Origin of the sequence: Streptomyces sp. NA02950, assembly GCF_013364155.1 — a bacterium.
Lineage (GTDB): Bacteria > Actinomycetota > Actinomycetes > Streptomycetales > Streptomycetaceae > Streptomyces.
The window spans coordinates 6,328,598-6,352,235 of sequence record NZ_CP054916.1 but is presented as its reverse complement, the minus strand read 5'-3'; the positions used below and the strand labels follow the sequence as shown (position 1 = coordinate 6,352,235).

General features: G+C 69.7%; 20 protein-coding genes and 1 pseudogene. 11 read left to right on the top strand and 10 right to left on the bottom strand.

Annotation, left to right across the window (positions count from 1 at the left end):
• Positions 1-388 precede the first annotated feature (388 nt).
• The gene (locus HUT19_RS27785; protein WP_254885821.1) at positions 389-1,726 is read left to right on the top strand and encodes a hypothetical protein; all 1,338 of its coding nucleotides are present in this window, start codon (positions 389-391) and stop codon (positions 1,724-1,726) included.
• Positions 1,727-1,840: 114 nt separating this feature from the next.
• On the opposite strand, the gene dusB is transcribed toward HUT19_RS27785, so the two are convergent.
• A complete protein-coding gene (gene dusB / locus HUT19_RS27780; RefSeq protein ID WP_176183072.1) occupies positions 1,841-2,980 on the bottom strand; it encodes a tRNA dihydrouridine synthase DusB in 1,140 nt (379 codons plus the stop codon).
• A gap of 137 nt (positions 2,981-3,117) precedes the next feature.
• Between dusB and HUT19_RS27775 the strand changes: the two genes are divergently transcribed.
• On the top strand, positions 3,118-4,605 hold the full coding sequence (locus tag HUT19_RS27775; protein ID WP_176183071.1) for an MFS transporter: 1,488 nt from the start codon (positions 3,118-3,120) through the stop codon (positions 4,603-4,605).
• 40 nt (positions 4,606-4,645) lie between these two features.
• Here HUT19_RS27775 and HUT19_RS27770 read toward each other — a convergent pair whose 3' ends face one another.
• The gene (locus tag HUT19_RS27770) at positions 4,646-5,521 is read right to left on the bottom strand and encodes a helix-turn-helix transcriptional regulator (protein ID WP_176183070.1); all 876 of its coding nucleotides are present in this window, start codon (positions 5,519-5,521) and stop codon (positions 4,646-4,648) included.
• 102 nt (positions 5,522-5,623) lie between these two features.
• Here HUT19_RS27770 and HUT19_RS27765 point away from each other — a divergent pair, with 102 nt between their 5' ends.
• The 3 genes from HUT19_RS27765 to HUT19_RS27755 all read left to right on the top strand — a co-directional run bounded on the left by HUT19_RS27765 (position 5,624) and on the right by HUT19_RS27755 (position 8,847).
• The gene (locus HUT19_RS27765; protein WP_176183069.1) at positions 5,624-7,072 is read left to right on the top strand and encodes an MFS transporter; all 1,449 of its coding nucleotides are present in this window, start codon (positions 5,624-5,626) and stop codon (positions 7,070-7,072) included.
• Positions 7,073-7,225: 153 nt separating this feature from the next.
• Positions 7,226-8,245: an aldo/keto reductase gene (locus HUT19_RS27760; protein ID WP_176183068.1), complete on the top strand. Its 1,020-nt coding sequence runs from the start codon at positions 7,226-7,228 to the stop codon at positions 8,243-8,245.
• An 8-nt stretch (positions 8,246-8,253) separates the two neighbouring features.
• Positions 8,254-8,847, top strand: a complete 594-nt coding sequence (locus tag HUT19_RS27755) for a TetR family transcriptional regulator (protein WP_176183067.1) — start codon at positions 8,254-8,256, stop codon at positions 8,845-8,847.
• 131 nt (positions 8,848-8,978) lie between these two features.
• Here HUT19_RS27755 and HUT19_RS27750 read toward each other — a convergent pair.
• From HUT19_RS27750 to HUT19_RS27740, 3 genes and pseudogenes are all read right to left on the bottom strand, one after another.
• A pseudogene (locus HUT19_RS27750) lies at positions 8,979-9,624 on the bottom strand (response regulator).
• A 306-nt stretch (positions 9,625-9,930) separates the two neighbouring features.
• The gene (locus HUT19_RS27745; RefSeq protein ID WP_254885820.1) at positions 9,931-10,224 is read right to left on the bottom strand and encodes a hypothetical protein; all 294 of its coding nucleotides are present in this window, start codon (positions 10,222-10,224) and stop codon (positions 9,931-9,933) included.
• 120 nt (positions 10,225-10,344) lie between these two features.
• Positions 10,345-11,727 (bottom strand): glycine--tRNA ligase, encoded by a 1,383-nt coding sequence (locus HUT19_RS27740; protein WP_176183065.1) that lies wholly within the window; start codon positions 11,725-11,727, stop codon positions 10,345-10,347.
• 152 nt (positions 11,728-11,879) lie between these two features.
• Between HUT19_RS27740 and HUT19_RS27735 the strand changes: the two genes are divergently transcribed.
• The 4 genes from HUT19_RS27735 to HUT19_RS27720 all read left to right on the top strand — a co-directional run bounded on the left by HUT19_RS27735 (position 11,880) and on the right by HUT19_RS27720 (position 15,168).
• Positions 11,880-12,872 carry a metal ABC transporter substrate-binding protein gene (locus HUT19_RS27735; protein ID WP_176183064.1) on the top strand — a complete coding sequence of 331 codons (993 nt, stop codon included), beginning with the start codon at positions 11,880-11,882 and terminating at the stop codon, positions 12,870-12,872.
• Positions 12,873-12,892: 20 nt separating this feature from the next.
• On the top strand, positions 12,893-13,798 hold the full coding sequence (locus HUT19_RS27730; RefSeq protein WP_254885819.1) for a metal ABC transporter ATP-binding protein: 906 nt from the start codon (positions 12,893-12,895) through the stop codon (positions 13,796-13,798).
• 1 nt (position 13,799) lies between these two features.
• Positions 13,800-14,672, top strand: a complete 873-nt coding sequence (locus tag HUT19_RS27725; protein WP_176183063.1) for a metal ABC transporter permease — start codon at positions 13,800-13,802, stop codon at positions 14,670-14,672.
• Positions 14,673-14,745: 73 nt separating this feature from the next.
• A complete protein-coding gene (locus tag HUT19_RS27720; protein WP_176183062.1) occupies positions 14,746-15,168 on the top strand; it encodes a Fur family transcriptional regulator in 423 nt (140 codons plus the stop codon).
• Between the two features lie 459 nt (positions 15,169-15,627).
• On the opposite strand, the gene HUT19_RS27715 is transcribed toward HUT19_RS27720, so the two are convergent.
• The 3 genes from HUT19_RS27715 to HUT19_RS27705 form a co-directional block, all read right to left on the bottom strand.
• Positions 15,628-15,846, bottom strand: coding sequence for a hypothetical protein (locus tag HUT19_RS27715; protein ID WP_368661714.1), 219 nt, complete (start codon positions 15,844-15,846; stop codon positions 15,628-15,630).
• A 106-nt stretch (positions 15,847-15,952) separates the two neighbouring features.
• Complete coding sequence (locus HUT19_RS27710; RefSeq protein WP_254885818.1) at positions 15,953-16,159, bottom strand: hypothetical protein; 207 nt, start codon at positions 16,157-16,159, stop codon at positions 15,953-15,955.
• A complete protein-coding gene (locus HUT19_RS27705; protein WP_176183061.1) occupies positions 16,156-16,338 on the bottom strand; it encodes a hypothetical protein in 183 nt (60 codons plus the stop codon). Before HUT19_RS27705 ends, HUT19_RS27710 begins: the two co-directional genes overlap by 4 nt.
• A 340-nt stretch (positions 16,339-16,678) precedes the next feature.
• On the opposite strand from HUT19_RS27705, the gene HUT19_RS27700 reads away from it, so the two are divergent.
• Positions 16,679-17,530, top strand: coding sequence for a helix-turn-helix domain-containing protein (locus tag HUT19_RS27700; protein ID WP_176183060.1), 852 nt, complete (start codon positions 16,679-16,681; stop codon positions 17,528-17,530).
• A gap of 15 nt (positions 17,531-17,545) precedes the next feature.
• Positions 17,546-18,112, top strand: coding sequence for a class IV adenylate cyclase (gene cyaB, locus HUT19_RS27695; RefSeq protein ID WP_176183059.1), 567 nt, complete (start codon positions 17,546-17,548; stop codon positions 18,110-18,112).
• A gap of 405 nt (positions 18,113-18,517) precedes the next feature.
• Here the strand turns inward: cyaB and HUT19_RS27690 are convergent, their stop codons facing one another.
• Together HUT19_RS27690 and HUT19_RS27685 are read right to left on the bottom strand one after the other, a co-directional pair.
• Positions 18,518-19,255, bottom strand: a complete 738-nt coding sequence (locus HUT19_RS27690; RefSeq protein WP_254885817.1) for a barstar family protein — start codon at positions 19,253-19,255, stop codon at positions 18,518-18,520.
• 79 nt (positions 19,256-19,334) lie between these two features.
• A complete protein-coding gene (locus HUT19_RS27685) occupies positions 19,335-23,597 on the bottom strand; it encodes a DUF6531 domain-containing protein (protein WP_254886233.1) in 4,263 nt (1,420 codons plus the stop codon).
• Positions 23,598-23,638: the final 41 nt, after the last annotated feature.

Here is a 23,638-nt window from a genome sequence, read left to right as displayed (position 1 = left end):
CTTCAAGGCTCGAACACATGCCCACGCTCCGCTGAGATCATCTTCCGCTTCACTCACTCTACGTAATGGATCATGGGAGCTATCGAACATCAACAGGGTGGCACTGAGTGCCACGTATTGGAGAGGTGAGCACAGGCTTGACCCATCGGAACCCCTCCGGACAACCGCTCATCTGAGCGAAGACCCGATCAGAGTGGCGAGAATCACGCCCTTGCGAAGCGCTTCGTCTCGCCTTTTGGATACAACGAGAGGGCACTCGCTCAGATGAGCGATATGCAGGTGAGCGGGGTCGTACAGGCCCCGAGCGGGGCGCGGCACACCCCTCCCGGACCTGGGCCGGCACCCCGTCCCGCTATCGTGACGGCACATTCCAGGACGAGGAGGGCCCGTGACCGGCACCCGGCCCGAGCCCGGACCGCGCGAACGGCTGGAACAGGGTGCCCGCCGGGTACTCCGCGACAACTGGACCGGCTCCTCCACCGTCCCCTCCCACGGCCTCTACCCCCACCAGTGGAGCTGGGACTCGGCGTTCATCGCGATCGGACTGCGCCATCTGTCGGTGCGCCGTGCCCAGCGCGAACTGGAGACCCTGTTCACCGCCCAGTGGGGCGACGGACGGATCCCGCACATCGTCTTCAACCCGGCGGTGCCGCGCGACGCCTACTTCCCCGGCCCGGACTTCTGGCGCTCCTCCACGGCGGGCGCCGCCGCCGGGGCCCCCGCGCACCCGGAGACCTCCGGCATCGTCCAGCCCCCGGTCCACGCGCTCGCCGCACTGCTGGTGCACCGCGCCGACCCGACCGCCTCGGCCCGCCACGGCTTCCTGGCACGGGCGTATCCCCGGCTCACCGCCTGGCACGGCTATCTGCTCCGGGCCCGCGACCGGGGCGGCCACGGGCTGGTGTCGGCGGTCCACCCCTGGGAGCCCGGGATGGACAACAGCCCCTGCTGGGACGCCCCGCTGGCCCGTGTCACCCCGGTCCCGCCGGGCACCTTCCACCGCGCCGACCTCGACCACGGCGCCGCCGCCGACCGGCCGACCGATCTGGACTACGGACGCTATGTCCGGCTCGCCACGGACTACCGGGACAGCGGCTACCGGGACGAGGCCGCCGAACCGGCCTTCGCCGTCGAGGACCCCGGTGTCAACGCCCTGCTGATCGCCTCCGAACACGCCCTGGCCGAGATCGCGTCGGCGGCCGGTGCCGACCCCGCACCCCACCGGGCGCGGGCCGCCCGGCTCACCACCGCCCTGGTGGACCGGCTCTGGTCCCCCGCCACCGGGCTGTTCCTCTGCCGCGACGTGCCGGCGGACACCCTGGTGCCCGAGCTGAGCGCGGCGGGCCTGCTCCCCCTCCTCCTCCCGGACCTGCCGCCCGTGATCGCGCGGACCCTGGTCCGTACGCTCCACGGCGAGCACTTCGGCCTGGGCCGGACGACCCGGCTGGTCCCCAGCTACGACCTGCGGGGCCCCGCCTTCGACCCGTCCCGCTACTGGCGCGGCCCCGCCTGGTTCAACGTCAACTGGCTGCTGGAGCGCGCCCTGCGGCTGCACGGCGAGACGGCCGCGGCCGACACCCTGCGCACCACCGTGCTCGAGTGGGCCGCCGCCTCCGGCTTCGCCGAATACGTCGACCCGTACACGGGGCGGGCCCGCGGCACGACGTCCTTCAGCTGGACGGCGGCGCTGGCACTGGACCTGGCGCTGGCGGAGGCGCGTGCCTGACCCTCGGACGGGATCGCCGTCACCGCCCAGGGCCTCCAGGGCTTCCGCGTCCGCCGGGTGCAGTCGTGGTCCTCGCCGGGAACCCGTGCGCCCGGCCGCACGGCGCACCCGGACTCAGCCGCCCGAGGTGTCCAGCTCCGCGTCCGCGCTCACGTCCGCGCGGTCCCAGGGGTCGTTGAGCCAGCCGTCCGGCAGGACCACGCGGTTGCGGCCGGAGGTGCGGCCGCGGGGGCCGTCGGCGCCGGGGGGCCACTCCTGGTCCAGGTCGAGATCGCCGAGCAGGGCGGCCAGTTCGGCGAGGGAGGAGGCGACCGCGAGCCGCTTGCGCATCTCGGAACCGACCGAGAAGCCCTTGGTGTACCAGGCGACGTGCTTGCGGAAGTCGATGACGCCGCGCTCCTCGTCCTCCAGCCACTGGGCCAGCAGTTCGGCGTGGCGCAGCATCACGGCCGCCACCTCCTTGAGGGTGGGGCGCGCGGACCCGGCGCCGCCGTCCGGCTCGAAGGCGGCCACCAGGTCGCCGAAGAGCCAGGGCCGCCCCAGGCAGCCGCGGCCGACGACCACGCCGTCGCAGCCGGTCTCGCGCATCATCCGCACCGCGTCGTCGGCGGACCAGATGTCGCCGTTGCCCAGCACCGGGATCTCGGGGACGGTCTCCTTGAGCCGGGCGATGGCGTCCCAGTCGGCCGTACCGCCGTAGTGCTGGGCCGCCGTGCGCCCGTGCAGGGCGATGGCGGTCACGCCCTCCTCGACCGCGATCCGGCCCGCGTCGAGGAAGGTGATGTGGTCGTCGTCGATGCCCTTGCGCATCTTCATGGTCACCGGGAGCGGGCCGGCGCCGGACACCGCCTCGCGCAGGATGGCGCGCAGCAGATGGCGCTTGTACGGCAGCGCGGAGCCGCCGCCCTTGCGGGTGACCTTGGGGACCGGGCAGCCGAAGTTGAGGTCGATGTGGTCGGCCAGGTCCTCGTCCACGATCATGCGGACGGCCTTGCCGACGGTCACCGGGTCGACCCCGTAGAGCTGGATGGAGCGCGGCTTCTCGGTGCCGTCGAAGTGGATCAGCCGCATGGTCTTGGCGTCCCGCTCGACCAGCGCCCGGGTGGTGATCATCTCGCTGACGAACAGCCCCTTGCCGCCGGAGAACTCCCGGCACAGGGTGCGGAACGGCGCGTTGGTGATCCCGGCCATCGGTGCGAGCACGACCGGTGGCTGGACCGTGTGCGGTCCGAACTGCAACTGCGGCTGCGTCATGGAGTGAGCTTCCTCGCGGGTACGACAGACCTCCCATTGTCCCGCACTCGCGAGCCGGGATGTCCCGCCCCCATGCGGAAGGGATACGCCGAGCGGTTCTGACGACCGCCGGGACCATATCGATGTAACGTTCAACCATGGGTGAGCTGAGCCACCGGCGCCGCATGCTCGTGCTGGCCATCTGCTGTATGAGCCTGCTGCTCGTCAGTCTCGACAACACCGTCCTCAATGTCGCGCTGCCATCGATCCGGGGCGAGCTGCACGCCTCCGTCTCCGGGATGCAGTGGACGATCGACGCCTACATTCTCGTCCTGGCCTCTCTGCTGATGCTCGCGGGTTCCACGGCCGACCGGGTGGGACGGCGGCGCACCTTTCAGGCCGGGCTGGTGGTCTTCACACTCGGCTCGGCACTGTGCAGCCTCGCGCCCAGTCTGGGGGCGCTGGTCGGCTTCCGGATGGTGCAGGCGGTCGGCGGTTCGATGCTCAACCCGGTCGCGATGTCGATCATCACCAACACCTTCACCGAGCCCCGGGAGCGGGCCCGTGCGATCGGGGTGTGGGGCGGAGTGGTCGGCATCAGCATGGCCGCCGGGCCGATCGTCGGCGGGCTGATGGTGGAGTCGGTCGGCTGGCGTTCGATCTTCTGGATAAACCTTCCGCTCGGGATCGCGGCGCTGGCGCTGACCGCGCGCTATGTGCCGGAGTCCCGCGCTCCGAGGCCGCGCCGGGCCGATCCCGTCGGTCAGCTGCTGGTCATCGCCGTCCTCGGCTTTCTCACCTACGCGATCATCGAGGCGCCGGACCGGGGCTGGACCTCGCCGCTGATCCTGACCTGCACGGCCGTCTCCGCCGCCGCGCTCGCCGGGCTGATCCGCTGCGAGCGGCGGCGCACGGAACCCCTGATCGATGTGCGGTTCTTCCACAGCGCGCCGTTCAGCGGGGCCACGATGATCGCGGTGAGCGCCTTCGCGGCGTTCGGCGGCTTCCTCTTCATGAACACGCTGTACCTCCAGGACGTGCGCGGGCTCAGCGCGCTGGGCGCCGGACTGTGGATCCTGCCGATGGCGCTCATGTGCTTCGTGTGCGCACCGCTGTCGGGGCGACTGGTCGGCACCCACGGGCCCCGGGTGCCACTGGTGCTCGCCGGGGTGGCGATGGCGGCCAGCGGGGTGCTCTTCGCGGTCTTCGACGCCGAGGCCACCGATGCGCTGCTGCTGATCGGCTTTGTGCTGTTCGGCATCGGCTTCGGCCTGGTCAACGCCCCGATCACCAATACGGCGGTCTCCGGGATGCCGCGCTCCCAGGCCGGGGTCGCCGCCGCCGTGGCCTCCACCAGCCGTCAGGTCGGGACCTCGCTCGGGGTCGCGGTCATCGGCGCGGTGCTGGCCGCGGGCGCCGCCTCGGCGGCCGGTGCGGCCGGGCACGCCGCATCGGCCGGGGCCGCCGCGGCGTTCGTGGACGCCGCCCGGCCCGCCTGGTGGATCATCGCCGGATGCGGTGCCCTCATCCTGCTGCTGGGGGTGGTGACCACCGGTCGCTGGGCGGAGGGCACCACCCGGCATGCGGCGGCCCTCTTCGAGGAGGGGGCTCCGGCGTGGCAGACCTCGGCGGACGCGAGGAGGTGAGGGCGTGCGGCGGGCTTCCGTTCCGCGGCGGAGCCCTCCGCTACGCCACCCGGGCCGACGCCAGTTCCTGGAGCCGCTCCAGCCGCTCACGGCTCTCGGTGTCGGCCGGGGTGTAGGTGAGCAGCTTGGGGCCCTGGTTCGGGCCGGTCCACAAACTGGTGGCGGACAGCCGCAACAGGCCCACCTGCGACTGCCGGAAGAGCTTGACCTTGTCGGAGGGCCGCAGCACCTCGTGCCGCGCCCAGACCTCCCGGAACTCCGGTGACGCGTCCTCCAGCCGCTTCACCAGCGCCTTCCACGCGGGTTCCGCGACATGCTCGGCCATCGCGGCCCGGAACTTGGCCGCCATCAGCCGGATCACCTCGTCCCGTTCGACCAGACCGGTCCGCCAGCCCTCATGGGTGAAGGCCAGCCACAGGCAGTTGCGGTCCTCCGGGGGCACCTGGTCGAGGTCGCACAGCAGCAGCCCGTAGGTGCTGTTGTAGGCGAGCACATCGAACCGGCTGTTCTGGACGCACGCCGGGAACGGCTCGAGCTGGTCCAGCATGGTCTGGAGCGCCTGCGACACCCCCACGCACTCACTGGCGGGTGTCGGATCGGCGGCCCCGGCGAGCGCGAAGAGATGGGCGCGCTCACTGCGGTCCAGCAGCAGCGCACGGGCGATGGCGTCCAGGACCTGCGCGGAGACATGGATGTCGCGGGCCTGTTCCAGCCAGGTGTACCAGGTGACGCCCACCGCGGAGAGATGGGCGACCTCCTCGCGGCGCAGCCCGGGGGTGCGCCGGCGGCGGCCGCGTGGCAGCCCCACCTGCTCGGGGGTGATGCGCTCGCGCCTGCTGCGCAGGAAGGCGGCCAGTTCGCCGCGTCGTATCTCGGCCCCGCTGCCGGTCGCGGTATCCCGCACCACTGTGGTCATGGATCCAGGGTGCCGTACCGGCTCAACCAGTTGCCAGGTACTGCTGCTACCAGGATAAGGAGAATCTGGTACCCGTCTGAGCGAACGGCGATCGTCGTATCCGTGACCGAAACCGAGATTCGTACCCGGACCGCCCCTTCCCGAACCACGGCGCGGACCACGGCCGACGGAGGGCCGCTGACCCCGCTGGGGCTGTTCACCGTACTGCTGGGAGCGGCGCTCCCACTGATCGACTTCTTTATCGTCAACGTCGCCCTGCCCACCATGGACCACGATCTGCACGCGGGTCCGGCCGTACTGGAGCTCGTCGTCGCCGGATACGGCGTGGCGTACGCCGTCCTGCTGGTCCTCGGCGGGCGGCTGGGCGACTCCTTCGGGCGGCGCAGGCTCTTCCTGGCCGGGATGGCGGCCTTCGGGCTGACCTCGCTGGCCTGCGGCCTCGCCCCGAACGCCTGGAGCCTGGTGGGTGCGCGGGTGGCGCAGGGCGCCGCGTCCGCGCTGATGCTTCCGCAGGTGCTCGCCACGATCCACTCCTCGACCACCGGCTCGCGCCGCGCCCGCGCGCTGTCCATGTACGGCGCCACCGCGGGCCTTTCGATGGTCGCGGGGCAGATCCTGGGCGGGGTGCTGGTGGCCGCGGACCTCGCGGGCACCGGATGGCGCGCGGTGTTCCTGGTGAACGTGCCGGTCGCGCTGATCGGTCTGGCGCTGGCGGTGCGCACGGTGCCGGAGACCCGCTCGGAGCGGCCCGCGCCGGTGGATGTGCCGGGCACCGTACTGCTGGCGCTCGCCCTGATCACGCTGATGGTGCCGCTCACCGAGGGGCGGGCGGCGGGCTGGCCGCAGTGGACCTGGTTCTCGCTCGGCGCGTTCCCGTTCGTGGCCGCCGCCTTCTACGCGGTGGAGCGGCGTGCCGACCGGGCCGGGCGCACCCCGCTGCTGCCGCCGAGCCTGTTCGCGCTGCGCGGGCTGCGGCGCGGGCTGCCGATGGTGCTGCCGTTCTCGATCGGCTTCGGCGGCTTCATGTTCGTCATCGCGGTCGCGTTGCAGCAGGGGCTGCGGTACGGGCCGGTGGCGGCGGGCATGGCGCTGGCGCCGATGGCCACCGCCTTCTTCGTGGCCTCCCTGATGGGGCCGCGGCTGGTGACCCGGTACGGCAGCCGGGTGGTCACCGTCGGCGCCGGGATACAGGCGGTGGGGCTCGCCCTGCTGATGCTGGCCGTGGGACGCGACTGGCCGGACGTCTCGATCGCGGGGCTGCTGCCGGGTGTTGCGCTGGCGGGTTTCGGGCAGGGGCTCCAACTGCCGCTGCTGTTCCGGATCGTGCTGGCCGATGTGCCGACCGAGCGGGCCGGGGTGGGCAGCGGTGTGATGGTCACCACCCAGCAGTCCGCGTTGGCCCTGGGTGTGGCGACGCTCGGCACGCTCTTCCTCTCGCTGGCTCCCTCGAGGGGCATGGGGGACGCGCTGGTGATCACGCTGGCGGCCCAGCTGGCGGCGGTCGCGGTGACGGCGCTGATGAGTCTGCGGCTGCCGCGGGTGGTGGCCTGAGCGGGGGTCCGGACGGGGCGTGAACGACGGGTGACGGACACCGGGTGACTGCTACGCGGTGACAGATATTGAAATCTGTCATCGCGTATGCCACTCTTCCAGTGCACCCAGAACCCCACTCCGTCCTCACACTCCGCTCTCGAAGGAGCCCCCGTGCAGAACCGCACCCTCGGCACCGCCGGTCCCCAGGTCTCCGCCCTCGGCCTCGGCTGCATGGGCATGTCCGCCCTGTACGGCGACGTCGACCGCGCCGAGTCCATCGCCACTGTCCACGCCGCGCTCGAAGCCGGGATCACCCTGCTCGACACCGGCGACTTCTACGGCATGGGCCACAACGAACTGCTCATCAACGAGGCCCTGCGCACCGCCCCCGCCGCCCGTCGCGAACAGGCCCTCACCAGCGTCAAGTTCGGCGCCCTGCGCGACCCGGACGGCGGCTGGTCCGGCTACGACGGCCGCCCCGCCGCCGTCAGGAACTTCGCCGCCTACTCGCTCCAGCGCCTGGGCACCGACCACATCGACATCTACCGCATCGCCCGCGTCGACCCGGAGGTCCCGATCGAGGAGACCGTCGGCGCCATCGCCGAGCTCGTCCAGGCCGGTCACGTACGGCACATCGGGCTCTCCGAGGCGGGCGCCGACACCATCCGCCGGGCCGCGGCCGTCGCCCCGATCTCGGACCTCCAGATCGAGTACTCCCTGATCTCCCGCGGAATCGAGGACGAGATCCTGCCCGTCTGCCGTGAGCTGGGCATCGGCATCACCGCGTACGGGGTGCTCTCCCGCGGGCTGATCAGCGGCCACTGGAGCCGTGACCGCAAGCTGGCCGCCAACGACTTCCGCGGGATGAGCCCGCGCTTCAGCGGGGAGAATCTGGAGCGCAACCTCGCCCTCGTCGAGGCGCTCCGCAAGGTCGCCGACGGCAAGGGCGCCAGCGTCGCCCAGACCGCCATCGCCTGGGCGCTCGCCCAGGGCCCGCGCCGCGCGGCGGCCATCGTGCCGCTCGTCGGAGCCCGCCGCCGCGACCGGCTGGCGGAGGCGCTCGGGGCGCTGGACGTTACGCTCGACGCCGACGATCTGGACGCCATCGAGGAGGCCGTCCCGGCCGGTGCCGCGGCCGGCGCCCGCTACCCGGAGAGCCAGATGGGCCACCTCGACAGCGAGAAGAAGTAAGGGACCCGATGCCGCCCGAGACGCCCCTGACCCCCGACCGCATCCTCGAAGCCACCGAGGACGTGCTGCGACGCTACGGCCCGGCCAAGGCCACCGTGGTGGACGTGGCCCGCGTCCTGGGGGTCAGCCACGGCAGCGTCTACCGCCACTTCCGCACCAAGGCCGCGCTGCGCGAGGCGGTCACCGAACGCTGGCTGGACCAGGCACACGACGAGCTCTCCGCCATCACCCGCGCCGACGCCCCTGCGGCCGGCCGGCTCCGCGACTGGCTGAGCGCCCTGTTCTCCGCCAAGCGCCGCAAGGCGGGCGGCGATCCGGAGCTGTTCGCCACCTATCTGGCCCTGGCCGAGGAGAACAGCGCCACCGTCGCCCGCCATGTCGAGACGATGGTCGGCCAGCTCGCCACGATCGTCGAAAGCGGCGTCGCGAGCGGCGAGTTCACCGCCGAGGGCGCCCAGGACGCCCACCGCACGGCCCGCGCCCTCTGGGACGCCACCTGCCGCTTCCACGACCCGCTCTACGCGGCGGAATGGTCGGACCCCCAGGTGGAACCGGCCTTCACGGCCGTCTGCGACCTGCTGCTGAACGGTCTGCGGGCCTAGTGCCGCCGGATCTCGGATCTTCTCGGGCCCGCAACGCCTGGCGCCGCGCCCCCGGCCGCCGCCGGGAGGCGCCCCCCCCGCACCAGACGCCGCGGAAGCTGATCCTCAAAGATCCACCGGACAGGACTTAACTAAGACCTGACGCCCAGGAACCGCAGTACCGCCAGCACCCGCCGGTGATCGGCGTCGGCGACGGGCAGGTCCAGCTTCACGAAGAGGGAGTTGATGTACTTGGCGACCGCGCTCTCACTGATCGCCAGCTCCCCCGCGATCCCCGCGTTCGACCGGCCGCCCGCCATCAGCTCCAGCACCTCCCGTTCCCGCGGCGTCAGCCGGTCCAGCGGGTCGCGGTGCCGCCGTACCAGAAGCTGGGCGACGACCTGCGGATCCAGCGCCGTACCGCCGCCCGCCACCCTGCGCAGCGCGCCGATGAACTCCTCCACATCCGCGACCCGCTGCTTGAGCAGATAGCCGATTCCGCTCGTGTGCTCGGTCAGCAGCTCCGCGGCGTATCGCTCCTCCACGTACTGCGAGAGCAGCAGCACCGCCGTGCCCGGCCACTGCCGCCGGCAGCAGGGCCGCCCGTACGCCCTCGTCCCGGAAGCCCGGCGGCATCCGGACGTCGACCACCACGATGTCGGGGCGGTGTTCCCCGACCGCCGTCAGCAGGCCCTCGGCGTCCCCGGTCTCCGCCATGACCTCGAACCCCGCGGCCTCCAGGACCTTGACCAGGCCGACGCGCAGCAGGACGGAATCCTCGGCGATCACAGCACGCACGGCAGCTCCGCGTTGACTGCCCCCTCCCTGAAGGGAGGGGATTCCTTCCTTCAGGGCTGTGTGGGGGTTCCTGGCTCAGGCTGCCTCCGGGAGCTGCGCTCCCGGAGGTCTTACGCCCTCGGCACCAGCCGGATTCAGACCTGAGTCGGCGCTGGCGGTGACGGCCGCCCCGGGCGGTGAGCTGGCCGGGGCGGTGGCGATGGCCGTCCGCGCGGAGCTGCCGCTGGCCGCCGTGTGCGCGGCGCCGGCGCTCGGCGGCAGGCGGTAGCCGGCAGCCGGAGGCGTCCACACCCGCGGAGACGTCCGTCACCCCTGCGACGCCGCCCACCACACCACCGCCGCCGCCACCACACAACACACCAGCATGACCAGCACGGTCTGACGGCGGGCGGCCGGGTCGGCGGTCATACGCGGGGAGCCCAGGGCACCATGGGCCTGGGCGAGATGGTCCAGGCCCTTGTGGCGGGCGCCGCCGTAGCTGATGCGCTCCTGCCAGTCGCAGTGGCGGCAGCCGAGCAGGCGTCTGCGGCCGCGGCCGTAGCCGTAGCGCACCTCGAAGACGGTGCCGTCCTCGCGGGTGGCGGTGATGCGGTGCGTCACGCCTCGCACGGTGTGTGAACCCCCGTTCCTGCCGAGCCGACGGGCTCCGGCCCCGCGGCAGTTCGTCCGCGGTGCCGGAGCCCGTCGAGGTGTGTCGGTGTCCGCCGCCCGGAAGCGGGGTCAGCAGCCGATGAGGCGGCCGCCCAGGTAGGACTGGATCTGGTCGAGGGAGACCCGCTCCTGCTTCATGGTGTCGCGCTCGCGCACGGTCACCGCGTTGTCCTCGAGGGTGTCGAAGTCGACGGTGACGCAGAAGGGCGTGCCGATCTCGTCCTGACGGCGGTAGCGGCGGCCGATGGCGCCCGCGTCGTCGAACTCGATGTTCCAGTGCTTGCGCAGGTCCGCCGCGAGCCCCTTGGCCTTCGGGGAGAGCTGCGGGTTGCGGGACAGCGGCAGCACCGCGACCTTGACCGGCGCCAGCCGCGGGTCGAGCCGCATCACGGTGCGCTTCTCCATCTTGCCCTTGGCGTTGGGCGCCTCGTCCTCGACGTAGGCGTCGAGCATGAAGGCCAGCATGGCGCGGCCCACGCCCGCCGCGGGCTCGATGACGTACGGGGTCCAGCGCTCACCGGCCTCCTGGTCGAAGTACGACAGGTCCTGGCCGGACGCCTTGGAGTGCGCCTTCAGGTCGTAGTCGGTGCGGTTGGCCACACCCTCCAGCTCACCCCACTCCGAGCCGCCGAAGTTGAAGCGGTACTCGATGTCGGCGGTGCGCTTGGAGTAGTGGGAGAGCTTCTCCTTCGGGTGCTCGAACCAGCGGATGTTTGCTTCCTGGAGCCCGAGATCGCGGTACCAGTTCCAGCGCTGCTCCATCCAGTACTCGTGCCAGGTCTCGTCCTCGCCCGGCTTGACGAAGAACTCCATCTCCATCTGCTCGAACTCACGGGTGCGGAAGATGAAGTTGCCCGGCGTGATCTCGTTCCGGAAGGACTTGCCGACCTGCGCGATGCCGAACGGCGGCTTCCGGCGCGAGGTCTGCTGCACCGCGAGGAAGTTGGTGAAGATGCCCTGTGCGGTCTCGGGGCGCAGATACGCGACCGAGCCGGAGTCCTGGGTGGGGCCGAGGTGGGTGGAGAGCAGCCCGGAGAACTGCTTGGGCTCGGTGAAGCTGCCCTTGTTGCCGCAGTGGGGGCAGTTCACGTCCGCGAGGCCGTTCTCGGGGAGCCTCCCGTGCTTGGCCTCGTACGCCTCCTCCAGGTGGTCCGCGCGGAACCGCTTGTGGCAGGAGGTGCACTCGGTGAGCGGGTCGGTGAAGGTGGCGACGTGGCCGGACGCCTCCCAGACCTCACGGGCCAGGATCACGGACGAGTCGAGTCCGACGACGTCGTCGCGCGAAGTGACCGTGGCCCGCCACCACTGGCGCTTGATGTTCTCCTTCAGCTCCACACCGAGCGGTCCGTAGTCCCAGGCGGCGCGCTGGCCGCCGTAGATCTCGCTGCACGGGTAGACGAAGCCACGGCGCTTGCTCAGGCTGACGATGGTGTCGATCTTGTCGGCGGCCACGGTGCTCTCTTCATTGTGACGACATTGAGGACGACGAAGCGAATGCTTCAGGTTACCGGCGGCGGCACCCCTTGGATCAAATCGATTGGCGAAGCGATCAACAGCAACCGCTTTGTTGACAATCATTTCCACCTTTGTTGAAAATGGGAGTCATGAACATACGCCGCTCGAGCCTTGCTACAACCCTGGTCGGGGCCGTGGCGCTGGGTCTGACCACGCTCACAGCCTGCTCCTACAGCGCCGGAGACGGAAGGACGGACGGCAAACTGGACGTGGTGGCGTCGTTCTATCCGATGCAGTTCCTCGCGGAACGAATCGGCGGAAACAAGGTCAATGTGTCCACCCTGACCAAGCCGGGCGTGGAACCGCACGACCTGGACATCAGCCCGCAGCAGACGGCGAAGCTCAGCAAGGCCGGTCTGGTGGTCTACCTCAAGGGGCTCCAGCCCGCCGTGGACCGGGCCATCGGCCAGGCCGAGCCCAAGCAGGTCGCCGACGCGGCGTCGTACACCACGCTGGAGAACCACGGCACGGAGGTCGACGGCCACGACCACGAAGGTGACCACGGGAGTGACGAAGGCCACGAAGGCCACGAAGGCCACGAGGCGCACTCCGGCGACGCCGCCGCCGACCCCCACATCTGGCTGGACCCCGTCCGGTACGCCGAGGTCGCCAAGGGCGTCGGCAAGGCCCTGGAGAAGGCCGACCCCGACCACGCCGCCCTCTACGAGAAGAACACCGCGACCCTGGTCAAGCAGCTGAACACCCTCGACAAGGACTTCCGCGGCGGGCTGAAGGGCCGCACCACGGACACCTTCGTCACCACCCACGCCGCCTTCGGCTATCTCTCCGAACGCTACGGGCTGCACCAGGAGGCCATCTCCGGCCTCGACCCCGAGTCCGAGCCCAGCCCGGCCCGGATGCGCGAGCTGCACTCGATCGCCAAGCAGGACAAGGTCCGCACGGTCTTCTTCGAAGCCCTCGTCAGCGACCGGACGGCCAGGACCCTCGCGGGCGATCTCCATCTGAGGACCGATGTGCTCGATCCCCTCGAGGGCATCGGCGAATCGTCCAGGGGCGACGACTATCTGCAGGTCATGCGATCGAACCTCGCGGCCCTGCGGAAGGCCCTGGGCGCCGTATGAGCCATGTGACGGAGGAACCCATGCCCACGGAACCCCGCACCCCGGACCCGGACCCCGCCGCGGACCCCGCAGGGGACCCCGCTGAGGACCAGGCCCCGGGCCCGATCCCCGGCCCGGCCCCGGCCCCGGAGGGCCCCCGGCCGGAGAAGCCTGCCGCGCGACAGGATCCGGTCATATCCCTGCGGGGGGCCACCGCCTCCCTCGGCGGACGCCCCGTACTGCGCGGCGTCGACCTGTCCGTGCACCGCGGCGAGGTCGTGGCCCTGCTCGGCGCCAACGGCTCCGGCAAGTCCACCGCGGTCCGCTCCGTCGTCGGACAGGTGCCGCTCAGCGGCGGTGAGCTGACCCTGTTCGGCACCCCCGGCCGCCGCTTCCGCGACTGGGCCCGGATCGGCTACGTCCCGCAGCGCACCACCGCCGCCAGCGGCGTCCCCGCGACCGTCCGCGAGGTCGTCTCCGCGGGGCGCCTGGCCCGCCGCAGGCTCGCCCCGCCGCGCAAGGCCGACCGCGCGGCGGTCCAGCGCGCCCTGGAGCTGGTGGGCATGGCCGACCGCGCCAAGGACCCGGTGGGCGCCCTCTCCGGCGGCCAGCACCAGCGGGTGCTGATCGCCCGCGCACTGGCCGGTGAACCCGAACTGCTGATCATGGACGAGCCGATGGCCGGGGTCGACCTCGCCAGCCAGGAGGTCCTGGCCGGGACCCTCCGCGAGCAGGTGGCGGCCGGCACCACGGTGCTGCTGGTCCTGCACGAGCTCGGTCCCCTGGAGCCGCTGATCGACCGAGCGGTGGTGCTCCGCGACGGCTGCGTGGTCCACGACGGCCCGCCGCCCAAGGCCGTCGGCCAGCATGCGCTGCCCGGCCATGACCACGTCCACCCCCATGCGGCGCCCGACGCCGAACCGATCCGGACAGGGTTGCTGACCTGACATGCTCGAGCTCCTGACCTACCCCTTCATGCAGCGGGCGCTGCTCGCCGCCGTCCTGGTCGGCATCACCGCGCCCGCCGTCGGCATCTACCTCGTCCAGCGCCGCCAGGCGATCATGGGCGACGGTATCGGCCATGTCGCCCTCACCGGTGTCGCCCTCGGCTTTCTGACCGGCACCAACCCGGTGTGGACCGCCGTCGCGGTCTCCGCCCTCGGCGCCGTCCTGATGGAGCTCATCCGCTGGTACGGCAAGACACGCGGCGATCTCGCGCTCGCGATGCTCTTCTACGGCGGTATGGCGGGCGGCGTGCTGCTGATCAACCTCTCGCCCAGCGGCTCCAACGCCAACCTCACCACGTACCTCTTCGGTTCGATCACCACGGTGTCGCGGCAGGACGTGGTGGCGATCAGCCTGCTGGCCGGTTTCGTCATGCTGATCACCCTCGGCCTGCGCCGTCAGCTGTTCGCCGTCTGCCAGGACGAGGAGTTCGCGCGCGTCACCGGGCTGCCGGTGCGCACCCTCAACCTGCTGCTGGCCGTCACCGCGGCCGTCACCGTCACCGTGGCCATGCGCGTCGTGGGGCTGCTGCTGGTCAGCGCCCTGATGGTGGTCCCGGTCGCCGCGGCCCAGCAGGCCACCCGCGGTTTCGCGATGACGCTGGCGCTGGCGGTCTCGATCGGGGTGGTGGTCACCCTGTCCGGCACGGTGTTCTCCTTCTACAAGAACGTGCCCCCGGGCGCGAGCATCGTTGTCCTCGCCATCGGCGTCTTCGCCGTGATCACGGCTCTGGCCGCGCCCTTGGCGAAAACCCGTGCCCGGCGGGCCGCGGCGGCCGAGAAGGGGTGCACCCTGAGAGACGATGTACTCGTCTAGTCCGTGGCCGCCGTGTTAGCTGGCACAATGGCCGGGCGAAGGCGACGGAGCGTGCGAGGTTGAGGAGGCAGCTGTGGCGACCGCGGGTCCCCCAGTACGCGGCCGGTCCACCAGGCAGCGCGCCGCGGTGGCGGCGGCGCTGGACGAGGTGGACGAGTTCCGCAGTGCGCAGGAGCTGCACGACATGCTCAAGCACCGTGGCGACTCGGTCGGCCTGACCACCGTCTACCGCACCCTCCAGTCCCTCGCCGACGCCGGCGAGGTCGATGTGCTGCGCACGACCGAGGGCGAGGCGGTCTACCGCCGGTGCAGCAGCGAGGAGCACCACCATCACCTGGTGTGCCGCTCCTGCGGCAAGGCGGTCGAGGTGGAGGGCCCGGCCGTGGAGAAGTGGGCCGACGCCATCGCGGCCGAGCACGGCTTCGTGGACGTGGCCCACACCATCGAGATCTTCGGCACGTGCGGGGACTGCGCGTCGGCGTCCTCCGGCGCCTGACGCAACACGCGTCGTACGCGTTTACCGAACGCCGGGCGGCCCGGACACCGGCCGCCCGGCGTTCGCTGTCCGCGGCCCGCAGCACGGCTTTCGCGAGTCGTAGGCGTAGGTCTCGGTCCAACCGTGGGCGTGGACGGCAGTGACCCGGCCGACCGGGTCGAGGTCCAAGATCTCGGTGAGATGGCCGTCCGCCCGGTACGCGCATAGGCGCGCGCGTTCGGTACGCCCGGTCACGGTGGTGGACGGTCACCGGCAGCACGGTCTGTTTGGCGTGGTGGTTGTGCACGGCATCGCGCGGGTCGATCGTGACGTGAGAGATCACAAGCGTGGTTGCGTTCGGTCGTTGGTGGTGCAAGGGCGTTCGAGGGGCCCCGGTCACCACTGCCACGGGAAGCGGATGACCGGGGCCCGGAGGGCCGTCCGCCTGGACGCTGGGACAGGCACAGGCGGACGGCTGTCTCAGTTCCGCCAATTACGCCCGGGGGCGCTCTGTTCGCGGTGGCGGGGGCACTGACACGGCGGCCACGCCTGCCCCAGCCCGTAAGGGTCGGTGCTGTCCTTGCCCACGAGGACGGCCACCACGGCGCGCCGCGCGGTCACCATCCCGTCACGCGCCACGGTGTAGACGCGCATCGTCATACGGGGCCGCTCACCCCCGTACCCGTCGTCGGCGGTCACCGGCCGACCTCCCCGACCGGCGCGAGAAGCTGAAGCACGCTGTGCAGACTCCGCTTCACCGCACCAAGGTGGTAGGCCAGTTCTTCCGGCGTGGCGGTGGCCAGACTCAGGGCGCCAGCGGCAACAAGACTCTGCCGGCCACGATCACCACCGCCCGTTCAAGACCGTCGCGGGTGGGCTTGCCCGCCGCGATGCACCCCGGGCACAGACCCGAATGCGGCTCGGCGGGGTCACGGGGCCCGAAGTCACCGGGGCAGGCGCACAGAGCACACCCCGCCGCCGGGGCAGGAGCGGTCCAGCCGTTGGTGGTCACCGGACCACCACCATGCCGTGCGGGGCACAGATCACTTTCACGCGGGGGCGGCTGGTGTGCCGCTGTTGCCGCCATTCATGAGCTACGACGTAGGGCCGCACCAACGCGGGTGGATCATCGTCCAGTTGCAGGGGGATGGCGCGCAGTTCGAGGGTCGGCCAGTCGAGACGCGGGCTCACGGGCAGCGGTCGGGACCTGGCAGTCGCGGGGTCCGGGGCCCGTGCCACGAGCCGGGAAGGCGCCGGATAGGGCTTGGGGACGACCGAGACGGCCCGATGACGGCCGGAGGGCCGTAATGCGCAAACCGCCCTCACCCAAACGAGTACACGGCGAGTAAAGTCATGCATGTCGTCAACCTCCCGATGGTTGATGGCCACGCCCCCGGGCCGTCGCCACGGTCGCGGGGGTCTGTCCTGTCCATCTGGTCAGGATTCAGCGCAGGAGGGTGGGGCCCCATATCCGGGCGGTAATCTCACCGTGGGATGACTCTTCATCCCACCGCGAGACCGGGGGTGGATCATGCCGACGGCACTGGTACCGATCGAACTGCCCGAGTGGGCTTGGCAACAGGCTGAAGTCCGCGAAGCCTTACGGGAGCGTGACATGGGCGCGGTGTTCCGCCGCGTCCAGCAATACGGCGGAGCGAGTCAGGCACGGATCGCTACGGCGGTAGCCATGACGCAGGCACGGGTGAACGAGGTCATCAACGGACGCCGAGAGATCACACGCCTTGATGTATTCGAGCGCATCGCTGATGGGCTGAACATGCCGACCAATGCCCGGCACTTGCTCGGCCTTGCGTCTGCACGAGACTCGCGCAGCAGTGGGCGCGCGTTCGACCTGGCCGCATTCCCGGAAGTTGTCCGGGTTTATTCCACCCAAGCCGCCGCGTCTGAGGATATCCGACAACTGGCCGTATCGGCGGAACAGTTGGATGTTCTTGCGGTGCGTGGACTTGGCCTTATCGGGCTGAACGACTCTCTACTGCGCTCATCCCTCACTGGGTCAGAAGGGCGGGAAGCGCCAAGGGTCCGCGTGTTGCTTCTGGACCCTGAGTCGCCCGCCCTTGCTCTACGCGCGCGAGAAATCGGGGAATCGGCCGAATCACTCGCCGGAGGTGTCAAACTGACCGAGGCTCGTTTGCGTGAGTTGTCGAGTACCTGCGACCTTCAGGTATACCGCTACAGCATGCATCCAACGTGGCGAATTATCAGGCTCGATGACACCATGTTCGTCTCTGCATTCGACGCTGGATGGGAGGGACACGCATCGGCTACCTACAAGGTCATGGAGACGCCGCAAGGCCCACTTTATCGAGGGTTTCAGCGAATGTTTGCGTCCATAGTTGAAACAGGAATTCGTACAGTCTGAGCGGAGGCTCGTGCGTTGATCGAGGCGGAGCTGAAAGCGCGTGTACACAATCCCGAGTACGTCATGGGGCAGCTCGACCAAAAGGCGCAGGGACGGGCAGAAGTATATCAGGACACCTACTACGACGACCCGTCTGGAGGTCTCGACGCGCAGGACCAAGAATTGAGAGTCCGCACGATTCACGGACCGGATTCGACGCGTTCCGTTCTCACGTACAAGGGTGCCCGAATCGATTCGGAGTCCGGCTCGAAGCCGGAGCATGAAACGCGCGTGGAAAACCCGGAAGCTGTTCACGCCATGCTACGGGGGCTCGGATACGTTCCGGCAATCGTGTTCCAGAAGCGATGCCGAAACTACGAGTTCAGTGCTTGCCGGCGTCGCTTGCTCGCCACGCTGGTTCAAGTTCCGGAGATCGAAGGAACTTTCCTGGAAGTCGAGACGCTGGTTTCGGAAGAGGAGGAACTCTCTGCGGCGCTCGCCGATGTCCGGACCATCATGGCTGAACTCGGCATCCAGGAGGACGACTTCACGACAGAGCTCTACACGGACGCTGTAGCGGCCCGCCGTTCTAGTGTCTCGTGATCCCGTTCGTGTCACTTGAGGCTCTTTGACTCTTGGCGGACCTCGGTGGCGGTTCGCCATGTGACGGCGGATGTGGCCTTGCGGCCCGCATCATGTCGTGGGCTGGCTAGGGCCGCAGCCGTTCAGTCCTCGTCGTCAACTCTCGTCAAAGACACACGACTGGGCGGTGCAGCAGGCGCGGCATCTCGTTGCCGGGCATACACATGGAGTCCCTGCGCTTCTTACTGCGCGCCCGCGATGGCAAGTACGGCGAGGGGCTCGACGCCGTCTTTCAGGCCGAGGAGATGGAGATCCTAAAGCGCCACAGGCGCCCCGCATGAACGCACACTTGCGAACGCGACATCGGCAGCATCCGACACGAAGGCCCTCGATCACGTCCTCATCATGAACGAGGCCCACGCCCGATCAACACAAATTAACTGAGACCCCGGCAGAGCGCATCGTGTTCACAACCTTGTTCACATAAGAATCACCGAGATGATTTTGAGCCGTCTTCACTGAATGCCAATTCAGCACGAATGGTGGAGTTAGCCCAAACCCCCCACCGAGACAGTCCCTCAATGCGTCCAGAGTCGACCCAAAGTAGCCGCCCGGGCCGCGCAGTGCCTCTCCGAGTGCACAATAGAGACCGGCCCGGTCAGTGATGTTACGGCCATCTACCTCGTATACGCCGCCGGAAGCATCTACCTCGCTGTCAGGTGATTCCCAATCGTGGTGAAGCCGAACGGAATCGAGCCACGCCTCTCTTTCCGTAGGTGAAAGGGTCACCCATGCGTTGAGTTCGAGATTGCTTGATTCACGCCATCGCCCCCACGCAGTCGGCGCATCCGGATGCGGATGGTCGAGAAGGTACCCCGATAGCCGCAATGCCGCTCCGCCTTCATGCTCGACTTCCTCAATATGCACGTGACTCACCGAGTAGGAACCCAAAACCTTTTCAGTGGAGTCGATGACTCGGACCTCAAGATGTTCAACATCGTCGTGTACACACTGACCACGCAGGGAGTACCGCACGGCATAGAATGTTCGCCAGGACTCTTCCGAATCTACGAAGAATCCGACGATATTCTCAGCTGTGCACAATTCCTGACCTTCGTCCACTGAATAGAGCGTATAGGCGTCATTCCGGATCGAGACACTCACTGAAAGCACCATCATTCGCTATGTCGATATTGTGCCGGCAGGGAGACTGTGGGGGTGCATCCTGCCCTCTATCTGGATTCTACGGCTTGAGTTTCGGGACCTCGCCACCATCTTTGTACCAAGGAGAGGGAAAGAGGCGCGGCTTGGTGTAGTCATGCTTCCAGACGTATCCAATCAATCCGTCTGGCCGCTTCAGGATTCGATGATTGGTGCCGGGTACATCGTAAATCTCAGAGTCCCTCCACAGAGCCTGTTGGCGTGCCGATAGACCATCTGCATGATAGACATCAAGTCCACCAGGACCGTCGCCGGGCCGACGCGTGCCGCGCCCAGCAAGAACCTCCTCGTACTCGTGGCGCAGCTGCTTGTTAATGATGGGATTCGGATCCGAGAGCTTCGGGCGATTCGGCTTTTTGACTCCGCAGCCTTCGAGACCGAGTGGGTCCTGCCAGGTGTCGGGGTTGTGCACGTAGGTCCGCGGATTCGGTGCCGGGGCGAGGCCGAGAGAGTCGGGGGTGGTGTAGCGGGCCGTTTCGGGGTCGTAGTGGCGGAAGTAGTTGTAGTGCAGGCCCGTTTCCGGGTCCGCGTACTGGCCCGGGAAGCGGAGGGGGCAGTCGACGGCGTCCGGGGCGAGCGGTGAGGGGAAGTCCGTGCCCCAGAGGGTGGTGCGGTGTTGCCATGCCAGGGTGCCGTCGGGGGTGACCAGTTCGGTGGGGGTGCCGACGAGGTCGGTGACGATCGCGTGGAAGCGGGTGTGGAGATCCACCTCGTCCACGCCCGTGAACTTCTCGACCAGCGAGGCACCGGGTTCGCGGGAGAGGGCGGTGTGGTCGGTCTGGGTCAGCGGACGGTGGGTGCCCGGGGCGTAGTCCCAGGTGGTGACCAGGTCGGCATTTGTGGTCTGCTCGGCCAGGCGGGTGTCGTCCCAGGTGAAGGCCACCGATTCCGCCACCGTGCCGTCTTCGGTCAGGCGTTGTTTGGATATGCGGCGGCCGAGGGGGTCGTAGGTGTAGTGCCAGTGGTCGCCGTCCGGGGTCGTGGCGTCCGTCAGGCGGTCTTCGGCGTTCCAGGTGTAGGTCCAGGTCCGCGTCCGGCCGTTCAGCAGTTTGCGGGTGCGGCGGGTCAGGCGGCCCTGGGTGTCGTGTTCGTAGGTCGTACGGCCCGCCCGGTGGATGATCGTGCCCGAGAGCTCCCGGTCGCCGGGTGACTCGTGGGCGGGCGCGGCGGCGTGGGTGAGGTTGCCGAGGGTGTCGTAGGCGTAGGTCTCGGTCCAGCCGTGGGCGTGGACCGCCGTCACCCGGCCGACCGGGTCGAGGCCGAAGCGGCGGGTGCCGGAGGTGAGTTCGCGGATCTCGGTCAGATAGCCGTCCGCGCGGTACGCGTAGGAGCGGTGCTGGAGAACGCGGTCCGCTTCGGTGCCGAGACCGGTGGTGAGGGTTTGGGTGGTGAGGCGGTCCGCCCCGTCCCACGTCTGGGTCAGCCCGACGGCCTCGTCCAGACGGCGTTCCACCTCGCGCCCCGCCGCGTCGTACGCGAAGGCCAGCGAGCCGGCGTCGCCGCTCAGGCCGGTCGGGCGGCCCGCCGGGTCGTAGGACCACGTGGAAGTGAGGCCGGAGGGCGTGGTGCGCTCGGTGCGGCGGCCCAGGGCGTCGTACGCGTACCTCGTCGTGCGGCCGTTGACCGTTTCGGACAGGACCCGGCCCAGCGGGTCGCGTTCGACGGTCAGCTCCGCGTCCGGGTTGGCCGCCCCGGCCAGGCTGCCTCGTACGTCATAGGCGAAGGTCGTGGTCTCGCCCGCGTCGGTGCGTCGTTCGACGGTGCGGCCCAGCACGTCGCGGGTGAAGTGGAGCGTTTCGTCCGCGCCGTTGGTACGGGTCAGCAGGTCACCCGCCGCGTCGTGGGTGTAGCTGAGGGTGCGGCCGTTGAAGTCGGTCTCGGCGGTGAGACGGCCCGCCGGGTCGTAGGTGTACGTCCAGGTCAGGCCCTGGGGGTTGGTGACCTCGGTCAACCGCAGTTCGGTGTCGTAGGCGAAGGCGTACGTGGCGCCGTCCGGCTCCGTGCGGGTGGCGGGGACGTCGAAGTGGGTGGCGGTCTGGCGGGTGGTGTTGCCCGCCGCGTCCGTGTGGGTGAGGAGGTTGCCCTCGCCGTCCCAGGTCCAGCTCTCCCGGCCGCCGTCCGGCTCCTCCCACCAGGAGGGTTTGCCCTCGGTCGTCCAGCCCATCCGCGTGGTGTGGCCCAGCGGGTCGACGGCCTCCACCACCCGGCCGAAGGAGTCCCGGCGGACCGTCGTGGTGTGCCCCAGCGGGTCGGTGATCTCCACCGGCAGCCCTGCCGGGTCACACGCGACACCGCGGACGTGGCCCAGCGCGTCGGTCACCGCCGTGAGGTGGCCGGTGTCGTCGTACGCGTACCGAGTGGTCGCCCCTGCCGGGTCCGTGGTGGCGGTGAGGTTTCCGGCATCGTCGTACGCGTGCTGCCACGTCCCGCCGCCCGGCTCGATGACCTCCACCGGCTGACACAGCGCGTTGTACGAGGCGCGGGCTTCGGTCGCGTCGGGGAGGGTGACGGTCGTGAGGTTGCCGTTCCCGTCGTACCCGTAGCGGGTGGTACGGCCCAACGGGTCCGTCACGGAGAGCCTTTGGTACCCCCGCGCGTCCCATTCCGTCCGCGTGGTGTGGCCCAGTGGGTCGATCTCCTCGATGACCTGGCCGCCGTCGTTGCTCCGGAAGGTGGTCCGGTGCCCCAGGGAGTCGGTGTAGACCGTCGTCCGCGAGGCGTCGTCGTACGCGAGGGAGCCGTTGAAGACGCCGTCGCTGCCCTCGGTGCGCACCACGCGCCCGGCCGGGTCGTAGACATAGGTGAACGAGGTGCCGTTGCGATCGGTCCAGGAGGTGACGCGACCCTCGTCGTCGTACGTGAAGCGCAGCGGCTCACCGCTGGAGTTGATGACCTCGGTGAGGTTGCCCGCGTCGTCGTAGCCGTAGCGCATCACGACCGAACCGGCCTCGGACGCGCCGCCGCTCGGCTCGTAGATCGAGGGCGCGTGGTCCAGCAGCCGCAGCGCGGTGACCCGCTCGCCCGCGGTGTCGACGGCCACGTAGTAGCCACCGGAGTGCCGGACCGCCAAGGGCACCCCGTTCGCGGCACGCTCGATGCCGATCCGGGCGCCATTGCGGTCCTCGAGACTCTCCAGCGGCAGATACACCGCCCCCGGTTCCTCGGTGGCGGCAGCCCGGGAGAAGGTGCGCACCACACCGGATTCCGGGTCGGTGACGGTCATGACACCGTCGGACTCGCCGTCCCACTCCAGCGGCCAGCGGGCGCCCTTCTTCGGCAGCACCGGGGTTCCGGCCTCGGGCACCGGGTACACCAGCCGCATTCCGTCCGCCGCGGCGAAGACCACGCCCTCCGCGTCGAGTTGCACCCGCTCGTCCAGCAGGCTCACCCACGTCGGGCCGAAGTGCACGCCACCGCGGTACGAGGACACGTGGGTGCGCTCGAAGACCAGCGGCAGCGAACCGGGAAGCGTCAGATCGGTGTGCTCCATCAGCATCGCGCCGGTCGCGACGTCGATCGGCTCACCCACCCGCGGACATGCCTTGGACCCGCGGCACGCGGCGCCCTCTTCGATCAGATTGGGGCGGATCGAGGGGACTTTCGGGGGCCGCAGCAGAGACGGCACCCGGCTCTTCGGGAGCACACCGGGCTTGAGCACCCCGAACCCGGCGCCGAAGATCCCTCCGTCGACCATGCCCTGCTTGGCGGCCTCGTTGACCTCCTCCAGGCTGAAGCCTTTCTGCTGCCCCAGGGCGATCTTCAGCGGCTGTGCCACCGCCGCGTCGATGGTCACCGACAGCACGCTGGTGAAGACCGCACCCGCCAGCATCTCCGCGGCGATGACGGCGACCGCTTCCTCCACCGCGACGCCCAGGCTCGCGGCCATGGCGATGATCTCCGCCGCCACCCCGTCGGAGGCACCTCCGGTGAAGACGGTCAGCAGCCCGCCGCCGACGAGTGCGATGGCGTCGATGCTGATCTGGGTCCACAGCTTCTCGATCGCGTCGTCGACGGTGTCGGCGAACTTGTCCAGTGCCTTCGCCATGTTGCGGGCGGACTTGGCGAGATTGCTCAGCCAGCCCTCGTCCTTGCCCTTGGCGTAACGCCCCCAGAAGATCTCGAAGGCGTCGATCGCCTCGCCCTCGTTGTGGTGGATCAGCGTCGTGGCCGCCTTGTTGGTGGCGACCCGGACATCGTCCACACTGCCGGCGAACGTCCGCCATGCATCGGCCGCGTTGCGCAGGGTGCCGGAGTTGGCGTCCGGCCACCACATGCCGAGCTTCATGAGGAGGGCCTTGGCCTTCTCCTCGATCTCACCGCCGAGGC